Source organism: Streptomyces litchfieldiae, from assembly GCF_031845365.1.
Classification (GTDB): domain Bacteria; phylum Actinomycetota; class Actinomycetes; order Streptomycetales; family Streptomycetaceae; genus Streptomyces; species Streptomyces litchfieldiae.
Window position 1 is genome coordinate 240,543 of the sequence record NZ_JAVREL010000003.1, and the last position, 15,243, is coordinate 255,785.

At 72.3% G+C, this 15,243-nt stretch carries 15 protein-coding genes; 12 read left to right on the forward strand and 3 right to left on the reverse strand.

Annotated features, from left to right (window positions below):
• Positions 1 to 71: 71 nt before the first annotated feature.
• The 9 genes from RM590_RS07645 to RM590_RS07685 all read left to right on the forward strand — a co-directional run bounded on the left by RM590_RS07645 (position 72) and on the right by RM590_RS07685 (position 9,732).
• Positions 72 to 1,070 carry an ABC transporter permease gene (locus RM590_RS07645; protein ID WP_311703628.1) on the forward strand — a complete coding sequence of 333 codons (999 nt, stop codon included), beginning with the start codon at positions 72 to 74 and terminating at the stop codon, positions 1,068 to 1,070.
• 29 nt (positions 1,071 to 1,099) lie between these two features.
• The gene (locus RM590_RS07650; RefSeq protein WP_311703629.1) at positions 1,100 to 2,902 is read left to right on the forward strand and encodes an ABC transporter substrate-binding protein; all 1,803 of its coding nucleotides are present in this window, start codon (positions 1,100 to 1,102) and stop codon (positions 2,900 to 2,902) included.
• A 90-nt stretch (positions 2,903 to 2,992) separates the two neighbouring features.
• Positions 2,993 to 3,970, forward strand: a complete 978-nt coding sequence (locus RM590_RS07655; RefSeq protein ID WP_311703630.1) for an ABC transporter permease — start codon at positions 2,993 to 2,995, stop codon at positions 3,968 to 3,970.
• An 88-nt stretch (positions 3,971 to 4,058) separates the two neighbouring features.
• A complete protein-coding gene (locus RM590_RS07660) occupies positions 4,059 to 5,060 on the forward strand; it encodes an ABC transporter ATP-binding protein (RefSeq protein ID WP_311703832.1) in 1,002 nt (333 codons plus the stop codon).
• Positions 5,061 to 5,090: 30 nt separating this feature from the next.
• Complete coding sequence (locus RM590_RS07665) at positions 5,091 to 6,158, forward strand: ABC transporter ATP-binding protein (protein ID WP_311703631.1); 1,068 nt, start codon at positions 5,091 to 5,093, stop codon at positions 6,156 to 6,158.
• A gap of 178 nt (positions 6,159 to 6,336) precedes the next feature.
• Positions 6,337 to 6,531 carry a hypothetical protein gene (locus RM590_RS07670; protein ID WP_311703833.1) on the forward strand — a complete coding sequence of 65 codons (195 nt, stop codon included), beginning with the start codon at positions 6,337 to 6,339 and terminating at the stop codon, positions 6,529 to 6,531.
• 34 nt (positions 6,532 to 6,565) lie between these two features.
• A complete protein-coding gene (gene mshB, locus RM590_RS07675) occupies positions 6,566 to 7,447 on the forward strand; it encodes an N-acetyl-1-D-myo-inositol-2-amino-2-deoxy-alpha-D-glucopyranoside deacetylase (RefSeq protein ID WP_311703632.1) in 882 nt (293 codons plus the stop codon).
• Positions 7,444 to 7,809 carry a DUF6113 family protein gene (locus RM590_RS07680; RefSeq protein ID WP_311703633.1) on the forward strand — a complete coding sequence of 122 codons (366 nt, stop codon included), beginning with the start codon at positions 7,444 to 7,446 and terminating at the stop codon, positions 7,807 to 7,809. Before mshB ends, RM590_RS07680 begins: the two co-directional genes overlap by 4 nt.
• Before the next feature lie 126 nt (positions 7,810 to 7,935).
• On the forward strand, positions 7,936 to 9,732 hold the full coding sequence (locus RM590_RS07685) for a peptidoglycan binding domain-containing protein (protein ID WP_311703634.1): 1,797 nt from the start codon (positions 7,936 to 7,938) through the stop codon (positions 9,730 to 9,732).
• A gap of 6 nt (positions 9,733 to 9,738) precedes the next feature.
• Here RM590_RS07685 and RM590_RS07690 read toward each other — a convergent pair whose 3' ends face one another.
• On the reverse strand, positions 9,739 to 10,716 hold the full coding sequence (locus tag RM590_RS07690; RefSeq protein WP_311703635.1) for a GNAT family N-acetyltransferase: 978 nt from the start codon (positions 10,714 to 10,716) through the stop codon (positions 9,739 to 9,741).
• Positions 10,717 to 10,846: 130 nt separating this feature from the next.
• Here RM590_RS07690 and fdxA point away from each other — a divergent pair, with 130 nt between their 5' ends.
• Together fdxA and dapC are read left to right on the forward strand one after the other, a co-directional pair.
• The gene (fdxA, locus tag RM590_RS07695) at positions 10,847 to 11,173 is read left to right on the forward strand and encodes a ferredoxin (protein ID WP_311703636.1); all 327 of its coding nucleotides are present in this window, start codon (positions 10,847 to 10,849) and stop codon (positions 11,171 to 11,173) included.
• 176 nt (positions 11,174 to 11,349) lie between these two features.
• Positions 11,350 to 12,450 carry a succinyldiaminopimelate transaminase gene (gene dapC / locus RM590_RS07700; protein ID WP_311703637.1) on the forward strand — a complete coding sequence of 367 codons (1,101 nt, stop codon included), beginning with the start codon at positions 11,350 to 11,352 and terminating at the stop codon, positions 12,448 to 12,450.
• Positions 12,451 to 12,496: 46 nt separating this feature from the next.
• On the opposite strand, the gene RM590_RS07705 is transcribed toward dapC, so the two are convergent.
• Both RM590_RS07705 and RM590_RS07710 read right to left on the reverse strand, forming a co-directional pair.
• Positions 12,497 to 12,904, reverse strand: coding sequence for an ATP-binding protein (locus RM590_RS07705; RefSeq protein ID WP_311703638.1), 408 nt, complete (start codon positions 12,902 to 12,904; stop codon positions 12,497 to 12,499).
• 246 nt (positions 12,905 to 13,150) lie between these two features.
• A complete protein-coding gene (locus RM590_RS07710; protein WP_311703639.1) occupies positions 13,151 to 14,044 on the reverse strand; it encodes a hypothetical protein in 894 nt (297 codons plus the stop codon).
• A gap of 56 nt (positions 14,045 to 14,100) precedes the next feature.
• Between RM590_RS07710 and dapE the strand changes: the two genes are divergently transcribed.
• On the forward strand, positions 14,101 to 15,207 hold the full coding sequence (dapE, locus tag RM590_RS07715) for a succinyl-diaminopimelate desuccinylase (protein WP_311703640.1): 1,107 nt from the start codon (positions 14,101 to 14,103) through the stop codon (positions 15,205 to 15,207).
• Positions 15,208 to 15,243: the final 36 nt, after the last annotated feature.

Consider the following 15,243-nt stretch of genomic DNA (forward strand, 5'->3'; position numbering starts at 1 on the left):
GTGGGCGCCTTGCCACAGTCGCGATCTACTCGCATCGACACGCAGCATGAGCACTTCGTCGGGGGGACGTGATGTCCGATCAAGTCCAGGTCGCCGAGGGCGTCGGGGGCGTCGAGGCCGTCGACGTCGCACTCGTCGGCCGCTCGCCCGGCCAGTTGATGTGGCGCCGCTTCCGGCGCGACCGAGTCGGCGTCATATCCGCGTGCGTCGTGCTGTTCTTCTTCCTGATAGGGCTGCTCGCCCCCGTCATCTCCTGGCTCTACGGAAAGGATCCCTACACCCGTTACGGCCAGAAAGAGGACGGTCTCCTCAATGACTTCGGTTATCCCATCAAACCCAACGGCGGGATCGACGGCGAATTCTGGTTCGGCCTCGAACCCTTCATGGGTCGCGATGTATTCACGCAGCTCCTCTACGGAATCCGCACATCGCTGCTGATCGCGCTCGCCGTGACCGTCCTCGCCACCCTGACGGCCATCGTGCTCGGCATCGCCGCCGGATATCTCGGCGGTCGCTGGGACTTCTTCATCAGCCGGTTCATCGACCTGCTGATGGCCTTCCCCAACCAGCTCTTCTTCGTGGCGTTCCTGCCCATCGTGGCCACCCTCTTCGTGGACCCCCGCGAGGAGACCCCCACCTATGTGCGGGTGGTCTCCGTCATCGTCGTGCTCTGGGTGCTGGGCTGGATGACGCTCGGGCGCATCCTGCGCGGCGCCACCCTGGCGCTGCGGGAGCGGGAGTTCGTCGAGGCGGCCAAAGTGAGCGGCGCCTCGCCCTGGCGGATCATCCGCAAGGAGCTGCTGCCCAACGTGGTCTCGCCGATCCTCGTCCAGGCCACCTACATGCTGCCGAACTTCGTCACCACCGCGGCGGCGCTGTCCTTCCTCGGCGTCGGCCTGGTCGAGCCGACCCCCGACTGGGGCCGGATGTTCGCCATCGGCGCCGAGGTCTACCGGGCCGACATCACCTACATGTTCTTCCCCGGGGTCTCGATGGTGATCTTCGTCGTCGCCTTCAACCTCCTCGGGGATTCGGTCCGCGACGCCTACGACCCCAAGTCCCACCGATGACAACCGAAACGGGCAGGTGCACACCGAAGATGAGCATGAGATCACTGAGCCGAGGGCGCGCCGCCGGCGTCTCCCTCGCTCTCGCGGGGGCGTTGATCCTGAGCGCCTGCAGCAGCGGAGGCGGCGGCGGAAACGGTGAGGGGAACGGCGAGGAGACCGCCGGCCCCGAAACCATGGAGGCCATCAGCTTCGGCGACGTCGAGGCGTCCACCGGCCCGGCCGAGCCCATACCGGGCGCCGAGGCCGGCGGCACCATCAACGTCATCCAGGCCGCCAGCCCCGCGCACCTGGACCCGGCGCAGATCTTCGTCTCCTCGCAGTCGAACATCGCCCGGCTCCTGCACCGCGGCCTGACCACGGTGTATCTGGACAACGACGGCAACTACTCGGTGATCGGCGACCTGGCGACCGACTCGGGCCAGATGTCCGACGACGGGCGGACCTGGACGTACACCCTCAAGGAAGACGTCCACTTCAACGACGGCACGCCCATCACCTCCGCCGACGTCCGGCACACCATCGAGCGGACGTTCGCCGAGTTCATCACCGAGGGCCCGCAGTACATCCAGCAGTGGCTGGCGGGCGGCGCCGACTACCGCCCGCTGCTGCCGAACGGCCCCTACGAGGGCGAGCACCTGCCCGACACCGTGCTGGAGACCCCGGACGAGCGGACCGTCGTCTTCCACTTCGAGAACCCGCAGCCCGACCTGCCCTACGCGCTGGCAATGGTCGGCTACGCCATGGTCTCCGAGGAGGGCGACACCCAGGAGGCGTACGACCAGGACCCGGTGACCTCCGGGCCGTACCAGATCGAGGAGTTCCGCCCGGACCGCTCCATGACGCTCGTGCGCAACGAGCACTGGAACCCGGACACGGACGCCGCCCGGACCGCCTACCCCGACCGGTGGGAGATCACCTTCGGCCCCGAGGACGCCGACTCCACCGCGCGCCTGATGGCCGACAACGGCGACGACCGGTACGCCATCAGCTTCAACAACGGCGTGGACCCGGGCAACGCCCCCGAGGTCGCCTCCAACCCCGAGTACCAGGAGCGCATGGTCTCCGGCTACCAGCCGTTCGTCGCGACCCTGGCCATCAACATGGACCGGGTCACCGACAAGCGGGTCCGGGAGGCCATCGCCCTCGCGCTGCCGCTCAACGGCATCCTCAACGCCTACGGCGGCTCCTTCGGCGGCGAGTACGCCAGCAGCCTGATCAGCCCGCTGCTGCCCGGCTTCGAGGAGGGCTACGACCCCTACGGGAAACTGGAGAACCTGCGCGGCGACCCCGAGGGCGCCCGCGCGCTGCTGGAGGAGGCGGACGCCGTCGGCTACGAGCTGAACTACGTCCACCACACGGCCACCGAGGACGCCCGCGCGGCCGTGGTGATCGAGGAGGCCCTGGAGGAGGCCGGCTTCGAGGTCAACCGCAGCGAGGTGCCCGAGACGACCTGGTACGACGAGATCGGCGTCGTCGACAACGGCTACGACATCTACCGCAGCAACTGGGGCCACGACTGGCTCTCCGGCTCCACGGTGATCCCGCCGCAGTTCGACGGCCGGCTGATCGCGGACGGCGGCAACAACTACAGCCACCTGAACGACGAGGGCGTCAACGCCGAGATCGACCGCATCAGCGCCATCACCGACCCGGCCGAGGCCGCCACCGAGTGGTTCGAGCTCAACAAGACCATCCTCGAGGACCACCTGCCGATGGTCCCGCTCTACTACTACAAGCAGAACATCCTGCACGGCTCGCTGGTCGGCGGGGCGGTGTTCAACGACGACCTCGGCACCGTCGACATGAACCGGCTCTACGTCATCCAGGAGTAAGCGCCCAGCACGGCGGCGGGTGCCCGGCCCTCTCGGCGGCCGGGCACCCGCTCCCGATCCCGGCGGACCCATCCCGAAGGCTGCGACCCGATGCTCCGATTTCTCCTGCGGCGATCGCTCGGCGCCATCGCCATCCTGCTGATCATCAGCGCCATCACGTTCTTCCTCTTCTACGCGATCCCGCGCAACCCGGCGCTGCTCTCCTGCGGCCGGTCCTGCACCCCCGAGCAACTTGCCGTCGTCGAACGGAACCTGGGCATCGACGACCCGGTCCCCGTGCAGTACTGGGACTACATGGTGGGCATCTTCATGGGCCGCGAGTTCCCGGCGGGCAACTGCCCCGCCCCCTGCCTCGGCTTCTCCTTCACCGACAACCGGCCCGTCCTGGACACCATCCTGGACCGGCTGCCCACCACCGTCTCGCTGGCCCTCGGCGGCGCCGTGGTCTTCCTCGTCGTCGGGCTGGCCCTCGGCATGCTCGCCGCCTGGCGCCGGGGCACCCTGCTGGACAAGGCGGTGAGCTCCACCTCGCTGGTCCTCAGCTCGATGCAGATCTACTTCATCGGCCCGCTCGCCATGGCCGTGCTGGTGCACAACATGGAGATCCTGTCCCAGCCGAAGTACGTGCCGTTCACCGAGGACCCGATGGGCTGGTTCGAGGGGCTGCTGCTGCCCTGGCTGGTGCTGGCCACCATCTTCACCGCCGGCTACACCCGCATGTCCCGCGCCTCGCTCATCGAGCAGCTCCAGGAGGACCACGTCCGCACCGCCCGGGCCAAGGGCATGTCGGGCTCCACCGTCTTCTTCCGGTACGCCTGGCGCGGCTCCCTCATCCCCATCGTCACCATCTTCGGCATCGACCTGGGCTCGCTCTTCGGCGGCGCCATGATCACCGAGGCCACCTTCGCCCTGCCGGGGCTCGGCCGGCTCGCGGTCAACTCCGTCCTGGAGTCCAACCTGCCCATGCTCATGGGCGTGATGCTCTTCGCCGCGATGATGATCGTGGTCTTCAACATCCTCGTCGACGCCTGCTACGCGCTGATCGACCCGCGCGTCCGGCTGGCCTAGGAGCGGACCGAACGTGACCACCACCAGTGCAGCCAAGGACGGCGCCCCGGCCAGTGACGCGGCCGACGGCGCCGGGCCGTTCCTCTCGGTGCGCGACCTGCGCGTCCACTTCCGCACCGAGGACGGCGTCGTGAAGGCCGTGGACGGGCTGTCGTTCGACCTGGAACGCGGCCGGACCCTGGGCATCGTCGGCGAGTCCGGCTCTGGCAAGTCCGTCGCCAACCAGGCCGTCCTGGGCCTGCACGACCCCGCCAACACCCGGGTCTCCGGCGAGATCCACCTCGACGGCCAGGAGCTGACCACCACCGGCGAGCGCAAGCTGGAGCGGCTGCGCGGCAACAAGGTCGCGATGATCTTCCAGGACCCGCTCACCGCGCTCTCGCCGTACCACACGGTCGGCCGCCAGATCGCCGAGCCGTTCCGCAAGCACCGCGGCGCCGGCCGGCGCGAGGCCCGCGAGCGGGCCGTCGAGATGCTCGGCAAGGTCGGCATCCCCAACCCCCGCAAGCGCGTGGACGACTACCCGCACCAGTTCTCCGGCGGCATGCGGCAGCGCGCCATGATCGCCATGGCCCTGGTGTGCGACCCGGATCTGCTCATCGCCGACGAGCCGACCACCGCGCTGGACGTCACCGTGCAGGCGCAGATCCTGGACCTGCTGATGGAACTCCAGCAGGAGTTCGGCTCGGCGATCATCATGATCACCCACGACCTCGGCGTGGTCTCCCAGGTCTCCGACGACGTCCTGGTGATGTACGCGGGCCGCGCCGTCGAACGCGGCACGGTCCACGAGGTGCTGCACCGGCCGCAACACCCGTACACCTGGGGCCTGTTGACCTCCATGCCGCGGCTGACCGGCGACGTCGGCCAAGAGCTGGTGCCCATCGGCGGCACCCCGCCCAGCCTGCTCCACGCCCCTCCCGGCTGCCCGTTCGCCCCGCGCTGCGCGTTCCCCGGCGAGGTCGCCGGGCCCGCCTCCTGCGAGACCGACCGGCCGGCGCTCCCCGAGGGGCGCGGCGCCGCCTGCCACTTGAGCGCCGAGCAGAAGCGGACCTTCTTCGTCGAGCGGATCCAGCCCCGGCTGCGCTAGGGCCGGGCCGAGGTAAGGACACATGCGGTGATGACCAGCGTCACGTTGAACAAGGACGACCGGGTGCCCCTGATGACCGTCGAGGGGCTGGTCAAGCACTTCCCGGTCAAGGGCGGTTTCCCGGTCCGGCGGACCGTCGGCGCGGTCAAGGCCGTGGACGGGCTCGACTTCACCGTTCACCAGGGCGAGAGCTTCGGCCTGGTCGGCGAGTCGGGCTGCGGCAAGTCGACCACGGGACGGCTGCTGGCCCGGCTGCTGGAGCCGAACGCGGGCCGCATCACGTACCGGGACCGGGACATCACCCACGCCTCGCGGCGGGGGCTGGCGCCGGTCCGCTCCGAGATCCAGATGATCTTCCAGGACCCCTACTCCTCGCTGAACCCGCGGCAGACCGTGGGCACCATCATCGGCGGACCCATGGAGATCAACGGGATCGAGCCGCCCGGCGGCCGGGAGGCCCGCGTCCGCGAGCTGCTGGCGACCGTGGGCCTCAACCCCGAGCACTACAACCGTTTTCCGCACGAGTTCTCCGGCGGCCAGCGGCAGCGCATCGGGGTGGCGCGGGCGCTCGCCCTGGAGCCGAAGCTGATCATCGCCGACGAGCCGGTCTCCGCCCTGGACGTCTCCATCCAGGCCCAGGTGGTCAACCTGCTGCGGCGCGTGCAGCGCGAACTGGGCATCGCCTTCCTCTTCATCGCCCACGACCTGGCGATCGTGCGGCACTTCTCGCAGCGCATCGCCGTGATGTACCTGGGCAAGATCGTCGAACTGGGCGACCGCGCCTCGATCTACGAGCGGCCCCGCCACCCCTACACCCACGCGCTGCTGTCCGCGGTGCCCGAGATGGCCCTCGCCCCCGAGGACGGCGAGGGCCCCCGGCCGCCCCGCGAGCGGATCCGCCTTCAGGGTGATGTGCCCTCGCCGACCGATCCGCCCTCCGGGTGCCGCTTCCGCACCCGCTGCTGGAAGGCGGAGGCCAAGTGCGCCGCGGAGGAGCCCCCGCTCGTCCGGCTCCCCGGCAACGCCGAGGGCCACCTCACCGCCTGCCATTTCCCCGAGGAGGGCACCACCGCGGCGGCCCTTGAACGAGCCCGCTGAACGAGCCCGCGCGGGGGGCGTGCGGGGGGCGTGCGCCCCTCTTCTGCTCCCGTGCACCGAGCCGTGCTCGGCCTGTTGATCGTTATGATCCGAGGCGCGTGGTGGAAGGACACTTCCAGGAACGGAAGGTCTCCTTGGCCTGCCCGGAGCCGGGCACGACTTCATGGAGGTGATCTTGGTGGCGCTCTCCGTCTCCGCGGTGCTGCTGCTCGCGGTCATTGTCGTTCTGCTGGTCAGGAGGGCGGGACTGAAGGTGCTGCACGCGATCGTCTGCGTGCTCTTCGGTTTCTACCTCGCCGGATCGAACATGGCCCCTACCATCGACGACTTCTCGACCAATGTGTCGGACATGATCAGCGACCTGAGCTTCTGATCGGGCGTGCGCGGCGGCCGTTAAGCTCACTGCCATGAGCTCCGGCCAGGCCGGCGTGCTGCTCGTGCACGCCCACCCCGACGACGAGTCGATCAACAACGGCGTGACCATGGCCGCCTGCGTGGCCGCGGGCGCCCGCGTCACCCTGGTCACCTGCACGCTCGGCGAGGAGGGCGAGGTCATCCCGCCGGCGCTGGCGCACCTGGCCGCCGGCCGGGAGGACGCCCTCGGCCCCCACCGCGCGGGCGAGCTGGCCGCGGCCATGCGCGCGCTGGGGGTCACCGACCACCGCCTGCTCGGCGGGCCGGGCCGCTGGCGCGACTCCGGCATGATGGGCCTCGCCTCGAACGACCGGCCGAACGCGTTCTGGCGGGCCGACCTCGACGAGGCCGGCGCCGCGCTCGCCGAGATCATCGCCGAGGTCCGGCCGTCGGTGCTCATCACCTATGACGAGAACGGCGGTTACGGCCACCCCGATCACATCCAGGCCCACCGGGTCGCCCTGCGCGGCGCCCAACTCGCCGCCGGGCGGCACGAGATCGCCCGCCTCCTGGTCAACTGCGTGCCGCGCTCCGTCGCCGAGGACCGCCTCGCCCGGCTGGCCGCCGCCGGGCCCGGCCCGTTCCCCGGCGTGGCCACCGTGTCGGATGTGCCGGGGGTGACGGCGGACGAGCTGGTGACGCTGGCGGTGCGCGGCGACCCGGCCCGGGTCGCGGCCAAGACCGCGGCGATGGCCGCGCACGCCACCCAAATCGAGGTCGGGGACGGGGTGTTCGCGCTGTCCAACGGCCTGGCCCAGCCGCTGTGGGAAACGGAGTACTACCGGCTGATCGGGGGCGCGCCGCTGCCGGCCGGGGCGGAGGGCATCTTCGCCGGTCTGGCAGCCGATCCCGGTCAGGAAGGGGACAACGCATGAAGTGGGCCGGATACGCGGGGCTGGGGGTGCTCGGCGTGCTCGCCGGGGTGGCCGGTTCGCTGGTGCAGGGCGGCTGGTTCCCGCTGGGGCTGCTGCTGGCGCTCGGCGGCGCCGCCGGGCTGTTCTGGGGCGGCGCGCTGGTGACCCGTTCCCGGCTGGGGGCCGGGGCGCCGGCCGGCGGCTGGGCGGTCGCGGTGCTGGCGCTCACGGTGACCCGCCCGCAGGGGGACTTCATCTTCGCGGCGGGCGCCGCCAGTTATCTGTTCCTGCTGGGCGGCATGGCGCTCGCGGTGGCGTGTGCCACGCTGGCTCCCGCCGACCGCCCGCTGTTCGCCGTTCCCGAGCCGCGCTCACGTTCGTGAGGGCGGCCGGATGTGCCAATCCTGTGGTGGCGGCGTACCACCCCGCCGTCCCCAGTATCGTGGGGCCAGCCGTCCGGTCCCGGCCCGCCCGGGCCGGCTGGTGAAGCCCAACCGGGAGACCTTGCCTTGAGTCGTGATACTGACAATCCGCCCCCGGGACCGCTGGGGTGGGGGGAACCCCAGCGCAGCGAGGGGGACGGTGACGCTCGCCCGGCGCCACGGGCCGGGGAGAAGAAGACCGAGACCACGCTGACGACCCGCGCCCGGATCAACATTCCCGGATCCCGGCCCATTCCGCCCATCGTGGTGCGGGAGACGGTCGACGAGCCGGCGGCGCGCGACACCCCCGCGCCACCGAGCCCGCCGCCCGCGGCCGGGGTGACCGGAGCGGGCGCGGCGGGCGGCGCGGCCGGCGGCAAGAAGACCAGTTCCTGGTTCGAGCCCAAGAAGCCGCCCGCGCCCAAGGGGGGCGCCGCGCCGCGGCCCACTCCGCCCACCGCCCCGGAGACCCCGCCCGGAGGCCACCCGGCCGTGCCCGAGACGCCGGCGAGCGGCATCCCGGAGGACTGGTTCCGGCAGCCCGCCGACACCCCGCCGGCCGGCACGCCGCTGGGCCTGCCGCCCCGGCCCGTCGGCCCCACCTCGGGCCCGGTGACCGGCGACATGCCCGTGCCCCCGGCCCCGGCGGCGCCCCGGCGGCCAGAGCCGCCGCTGCTGCCGGAGGAGGAGGACCCGGTCGGCACCACGATGGACCTCGGCGGGCCCTTCCCGCCCGCGCCGCCGCCGGACGTCACCGCCACCGGTCCCATGGCCGCGCTCGCCGCCCCGTTCGCCGGCCCGCCCGGTCCCGAGCCGGGTCCGGCGGTGCCGCCGCCCGGCCCGCGCCCGCCGGCCGCGGTCGCCGAGGCGGAGCCCGAGCCGAAGCCGAAGCCGGCCGCCCCGGCGGCGGCCAAGCGCAAGGGCGGCCGTTCCAAGCTGCGGCTGCTGGCCATCGGCGTCGTCGGAATCGCCGTGGTGGCCTATGGCGCCGGGCTCTACCTCAGCCCCGAGGACGTGCCCAGGGGCACGACCGTGCTGGGCGTCGACATCGGCGGCCTCAGCTCGGACGAGGCCCAGGAGCGCCTGGACTCCGCGCTGAAGCAGGCGAACGACGACCCGCTGACGCTGCGCATCGGCGAGCGTGAGGTCGAGCTCAAGCCCAGCGTGGCGGGCCTGTCGGTGGACACCGAGGCCACGGTGCAGGCGGTCTCCGGCCAGGACTACAGCCCGGTCGCCGTGTTCGGCTCCCTCCTCGGCGCGGAGCGCACGGAGAACGCCGAGTTCGCGGTGGACCGCGAGAAACTGACCGTCGCGCTCCAGGACATCGCGGACCAGGCCGGCTCCGGACCCGTCGAGGGCACCGTCGTCTTCGAGAACGGCGAGGCGATCGGCCGGCTCGGCGAGCCCGGCACCGCGGTGGACCTCCAGGCCGCCGCCGACGCGGTGGAGTCCGCGTTCCGGGAGCGGGCCGCCACCGGGCGGAACCCGGCCATCGAGCTGCCGATGACCAACCAGGAGCCGACCGTGGGCGAGGCCCAGGTGCAGCAGGCGCTCCAGGAGTTCGGCGAGCCGGCGATGTCGGGCTGGGTCTGGGTGATGGCGGGCGAGAACTACGCGCTGCCGCTCAGCGAGCAGACGCTGAGCAACGTGCTGTCGATGGCGCCGAGCGACGAGGGCAACCTCCAGCCGGTCATCGACACCGAGGCGCTGGAGGTCGAACTCGAGGGCTACTTCGACGGCGTCATGATCGACGGCGGCGCCGGGGTGGTCCCGATCACCATGGAGCACATCGCCGCCGCCTTGATCCCCGCGCTGCGCGAGACGGCCACCGTGAACGACGGCCCGGGCCGCCGCGAGGCCGTCGTCGAGGGGGCCATCGGCTAAGGCCGGCTATCCCTCCGGCGCCGTCCGGTAGTGGTAGTGGTGGTGATCGGCGAACCCCAGGCGCGCGTAGAGCGCACGGGCGCCGGGGTTGTCCGTCTCCACCTGGAGGTACGCGGCGCTCGCGCCCTCGGCGAGCGCCGCGCGGGCCAGTTCGGCCAGCACCGTGGTGGCCAGGCCGCGTCTGCGGTGGGCCGGGTCCACCCGCATCGCCGCGAACCCGGCCCACCGGCCGTCCACCACGCAGCGGCCCACCGCCGCCGGGCGGCCGTCGTCGCCGGGGATCAGCGCGAACAGCACCAGCGGGCCGCCGCCCAGGATCCGCCGGGCGGTGGCCGGTGCCTCGGCCGCACGCGGCCAGCCGCGCAGCCACTCTTCCGTCAACTCCCGGCTGACGAGCACGCGTTCATCGGGTGCCCGGTCGGCGAGCGGGGCGAGCGCCGCGACCTGGACCGAGGTGTGCGCGGCGGCGGTCCAGCCGCGCCGGTCGAGTTCGGCGGTGAGCATCTCCCGCCCGGTCGGGAGCTGAAGGTTCGCGCGCAGGCCGCGCGCCGCGTACCACTGGACGAGCCGGTCGAGGTCCGGCGGGCTGTCACCCAGCGGCACCGCCGAGTTGGCGCGGCGCGTCCAGCCCTCCCCGGCCCTGGCCAGCCAGTCCCCGAGGCGCTCGGCGTCCGGCGCGGGCCAACTCCGCACCGCGACCGTGGTCAGCTCGGCGACGGTCGTCGCGGGCAGTCCGCGCGGTCGGGCGGTGCGGGGCGGCACCACCTTTCCCGCGACCAGGGCGGATTCCGCGAGGTGGACAATCCGCCCGTCCCGGCGTGTGACGGTGAGCACACCACCCGTCCACGATGTGAGCACCCCGACAGTGTCGGTAAAGCGGGCGCCGGGCTCACCGGAGCCCGTCAGGGTCCGGACGGAGACGCGTTTGCCCACGTCAGCGGCGGTGATACGGACGATAAAGTGTGCGTCCGCGGAGAACTGCATGCGTCTTCTCAGCCCCTCTTGTTCGTCCTTTAGCCCCAACCGGCGATACTAGGGCTGAGCATCGACGACGCCGCGCTCCCGCGCGCCATAGTGGCGGACCCCGCCGCCCCCAACGAGGAGGACTGACAGCGTGACCTACGTCATCGCGGAGCCTTGTGTCGACCTGAAGGACAAGGCATGCATCGAGGAGTGCCCTGTCGACTGCATCTACGAGGGGCAGCGCGCCCTGTACATCCACCCCGACGAGTGCGTGGACTGCGGTGCTTGCGAGCCTGTCTGCCCCGTGGAGGCCATCTTCTACGAGGACGACACCCCCGAGGAGTGGAAGGACTACTACAAGGCGAACGTCGAGTTCTTCGACGAGCTCGGCTCGCCCGGCGGCGCGAGCAAGCTCGGCCTGATCGAGCGGGACCACCCGCTGGTCGCCGCGCTGCCTCCGCAGAGCCACGACGAGTGACGTCCCGCCGGTCAGTCCCTGCCCGGCGTCGGTCACCGGTCCCGCGCGGCAGCCGCCCGCGCGGGACCGATGCGTTCGGCGGGTGTGCTACTCGTTGAGCCCGTTGAGCCCGTTGAGACCGTGAGTTCGTGCGACCGCGCCCGCCGGCGGTCGTCGTTGAAGAAGGGGAGCCACCCGTGCCGTCCGTCTCCGCCCGCCTGCCGGTCTTCCCCTGGGACCGGCTCGAACCGTACAAGGCGACCGCGGCCGCCCATGACGGAGGCATCGTCGACCTGTCGGTCGGCACCCCCGTCGACCCCGTGCCGGAGGTGATCCGGCGGGCCCTGGCCGCGGCCGGTGACAGCCCCGGCTACCCGACGGTGTGGGGCACGCCCGCGCTGCGGGACGCCATCGTCAACTGGTGCGAGCGGCGCACGGGCGCCAGTGGTCTCGGCCACGCGAACGTCCTGCCGCTGATCGGGTCCAAGGAGCTGGTCGCCTCGCTGCCCGCCCAGCTCGGCCTGGGCGCCGGGGACCGGGTGGCCTTCCCCGAGCCCGCCTACCCGACGTACGAGGTGGGGGCGCGGCTGGCCGGCGCGGAGCCGGTGCCGTACCGGGGGGCGGCCACCGAGCTGGACCCGGCCGGGCTGCGGCTGCTGTGGCTCAACTCGCCCGCCAACCCCACCGGCCGCGTTCTCCAACGGGCCGAGCTGCGCGAGGTGGTGGCTTGGGCGCGGGCGCACGACGTGCTGGTCGTCAGCGACGAGTGCTACCTGGAGCTGGGCTGGGACGCGGAGCCGGTCTCGGTGCTGCACCCGGACGTGTGCGGCGGCAGCACCGCGGGTCTCGTCGCCGTGCACTCGCTGTCCAAGCGGTCCAATCTCGCCGGGTACCGGGCGGCGTTCCTCGCGGGCGACGCGGCGGTCCTGGGTGAGCTGCTCGCGATCCGCAAGCACGCCGGGATGATGATGCCCGCGCCCGTGCAGGCCGCGATGGCCGCCGCGCTCGGGGACGACGCGCACGTGGCCGAGCAGCGGGCGCGGTACGCGGCGCGGCGGGAGGCGCTGCGCGGGGCGCTGCTGGGGCGCGGGTTCCGCATCGAGCACAGCGAGGCGTCGCTCTACCTGTGGGCCACGCGCGACGAGCCGTGCTGGGACACGGTGGCGGACCTGGCCAAGCAGGGCATCCTGGTGGCGCCCGGGGACTTCTACGGCCCGGCGGGGGAGAGTTTCGTGCGGGTGGCGTTCACCGCGACCGACGAACGCGTCGCCGCGGCGGTCGCGCGCCTGTCGGCATGAGGCGGCCCCGGGGACGGGCTGCTTCCCCGGGGCCCGTCCGCGGCCGTCAGAGCGTCAGGGCGTGCATGTCCGGGTCCTCCAGCGAGGGCAGGGCACGCGCCACCTCGTCCGGCGTGGGGCCGGTGTGGGAGAGGGTGGTCGCCACGTCGTGCACCAGCGCTCCCGTGGTCGTGGCGGTGCTGGCGCCGACCTCGTGGGCCAGTGGCATGACGATCGGCGCGGCCGTCCGCAGGGCGTCGTCGCCGACGTCCTCGGCCAGGCCGGCGGCGGAGCGCCCGGTCCTGTCCACCGTGTCGCCGAGACCGTCGTCGTCCAGCTTGGTCAGTCCGCCGAGGTCCGGCAGCAGCGGGTCATCCGCCGCGGCCGCCTGACCCGCCGCCCCGAGAACGGGTGCGGCGCCCGCGGCGAGCAGAAACGCGGCCTTGGCAAGACGGCGCGCAACAGGGTTGGACATGATGCTCCTTTGCGGAGAGATGCGATGCGGACGCCGTGCCTATCGGTCGCGGGCCGGGAGAGGTTTCGGTCGGCACGGGTAAAGGATTGGCAATGCATCGCATTATCGAGACCGCGGAATGAGATGGATCGGCCGCCTGGCGGAAGGTAATTGACCGAACGTCACGTCCTTCCCCGGGGCCCGGAATTCACCTTGGTCCGGGACGGCCGGGCCGGCGCATTCCCGTACAACTGTGCCGGTGTGCCGCTACACCGGGGAGAAAACGGAGAGCCGGAGTTCGTCGGTGGAACTGGCCACGTTCTCCTCGGTTATCTCCTGCCAGCCGTCGGCCGAACTCTCGGCCTCCCACAGGTGGTTTCCATAGGAGATCCGCGCGATGCCCAGCTCGGCGGAGTGCGCCACCGCCCAGTGCGCCAGCTCCCAGCCGCGCCGCGTCTCCTCGCCCGCCCGCAGCGGAACGGTGACCTGGGTGCCGTCGCCGATGGGCTGCACGCCCTCGCCGAACTCCCGCACCAGCCGGTCGTACACCTCCGACGGCTGCCCGTCCTGCTCCGCCCCGACGATCCACGAGCAGCTCAGCGCCGCCGGCGTCCGCCCGGTCAGCGCGGCGGCCAGCAGCGCCGCCTCCTCCTCGTGCTTGGCGTACTCGTCGGGGAAGGCGCTGCGCTGCACCTCCTGCGCGGCCTCGGTCAGCGGCATCGTCTCGTACGACGGGACCTCGACCAGCCGGTCGTAGAAGGCGCCCGCCGCGTACACCGGGTCCATGACCTGCTCCTCGCTGCCCCAGCCCATCGAGGGCCGCTGCTGGAAGAGGCCGAGGGAGTCCCGGTCGCCGTAGTCGAGGTTCCGCAGGCTGGACTCCTGCATCGCGGTGGCGATCGCTATCGTCACGGCGCGCTCGGGCAGCCCCCGGGCGGAGGCGACGGCCTCGATGGTGGCCGCGTTGGCCGCCTGCTGCGGCTTGAGCGTGAACGCGCGCTCGCCGTCCGCGCGCGCCACCGCGCAGTGCGGTGGCCCCTGGGAGCCGTCGCGGTCGTAGAGCGTGACGAACGCGTAGCCCCCGATACCGAGCAGCACCAGCGTGGCGAACGCGCCACGCGCCGCTCGTCGGCTTCGCTTGGCGGTCGTCGGTCCGGGCACGCGAAGAGGGTAACGGGTCGGACCGACAGCCCGCGCCCGCCGGGTAACGTGAGGTCATGGAACCACCCGCCACCGAACCCGGACTTCTCGATCTCGGCCGGGACGCCGCCGCCCTCACGGCCCAGCTTGTCGACATCCCCTCCGTCAGCGGCACCGAGAAGCCGCTCGCGGACGCCGTGTTCGAGGCCCTGGGGACGCTGCCCTGGCTGCGGGTCGACCGGTACGGCAACAACGTGGTGGCGCGCACCGAGTTCGGCCACGACCAGCGGGTGGTCCTCGCCGGGCACCTCGACACCGTGCCCATCGCGGACAACGTCCCCTCCCGGCTGGACGAGGACGGCGTGCTGTGGGGCTGCGGCACCAGCGACATGAAGTCGGGCGTCGCCGTCCAGCTCCGCGTCGCGGCGACCGTGCCCCGCCCCAACCGCGATCTCACCTTCGTCTTCTACGACAACGAGGAGGTCGAGGCCCACCGCAACGGCCTGGGCCACCTCGCCGCCGCCCATCCCGACTGGCTGGCCGGGGACTTCGCCGTGCTCCTGGAGCCCTCCAGCGGGGAGGTGGAGGGCGGCTGCCAGGGCACGTTGCGCGTCCAGTTGCGGCTGCCCGGCCAGCGCGCCCACTCGGCGCGCGGCTGGATGGGCTCGAACGCCATTCACGCCGCCGCGCCCGTGCTCGCCAGGCTGGCCGACTACCGGCCGCGGCGGCCGGTGATCGACGGCCTCGAATACCGCGAGGGGCTCAACGCCGTGCGCGTCGAGGGCGGCGTCGCCGGGAACGTCATCCCGGACGAGTGCGTTGTCACCGTGAACTACCGCTACGCGCCCGACCTGGACGAGGCGGCGGCCGTCGCCCACGTCCACGAGGTCTTCGACGGCTGCGGCGTCGCCGAGTTCGTCGTGACCGACCACTCGCCCGGCGCCCTGCCCGGGCTGACGCACCCGGCCGCCCGCGCCTTCATCGAGGCGGTCGGCGGCGAGCCGCGGCCCAAGTTCGGCTGGACCGACGTGTCCCGCTTCAGCGCCCTGGGCGTGCCGGCGGTCAACTACGGCCCGGGCGACCCGAATCTGGCCCACAAGCGGGACGAGCGCGTGGAGACGGAGCTGATTCTGCGCTGCGAGGAGCGGCTGCGCAGGTGGCTCTCCGGACCAGCGGCGGCGTGACCGTACGCTGCTCACAGGTCCCCGACAGCGACAGGT

Excerpts from the sequence above, each read along its gene's own strand:
- RM590_RS07645 (WP_311703628.1), top strand. The coding sequence starts at position 72 with ATGTCCGATCAAGTCCAGGTCGCCGAGGGCGTCGGGGGCGTCGAGGCC.
- RM590_RS07650 (WP_311703629.1), top strand. The coding sequence starts at position 1,100 with ATGAGCATGAGATCACTGAGCCGAGGGCGCGCCGCCGGCGTCTCCCTC.
- RM590_RS07655 (WP_311703630.1), top strand. The coding sequence starts at position 2,993 with ATGCTCCGATTTCTCCTGCGGCGATCGCTCGGCGCCATCGCCATCCTG.
- RM590_RS07665 (WP_311703631.1), top strand. The coding sequence starts at position 5,091 with ATGACCAGCGTCACGTTGAACAAGGACGACCGGGTGCCCCTGATGACC.
- mshB (WP_311703632.1), top strand. The coding sequence starts at position 6,566 with ATGAGCTCCGGCCAGGCCGGCGTGCTGCTCGTGCACGCCCACCCCGAC.
- RM590_RS07680 (WP_311703633.1), top strand. The coding sequence starts at position 7,444 with ATGAAGTGGGCCGGATACGCGGGGCTGGGGGTGCTCGGCGTGCTCGCC.
- RM590_RS07690 (WP_311703635.1), bottom strand. The coding sequence starts at position 10,716 with ATGCAGTTCTCCGCGGACGCACACTTTATCGTCCGTATCACCGCCGCT.
- RM590_RS07705 (WP_311703638.1), bottom strand. The coding sequence starts at position 12,904 with ATGTCCAACCCTGTTGCGCGCCGTCTTGCCAAGGCCGCGTTTCTGCTC.
- dapE (WP_311703640.1), top strand. The coding sequence starts at position 14,101 with ATGGAACCACCCGCCACCGAACCCGGACTTCTCGATCTCGGCCGGGAC.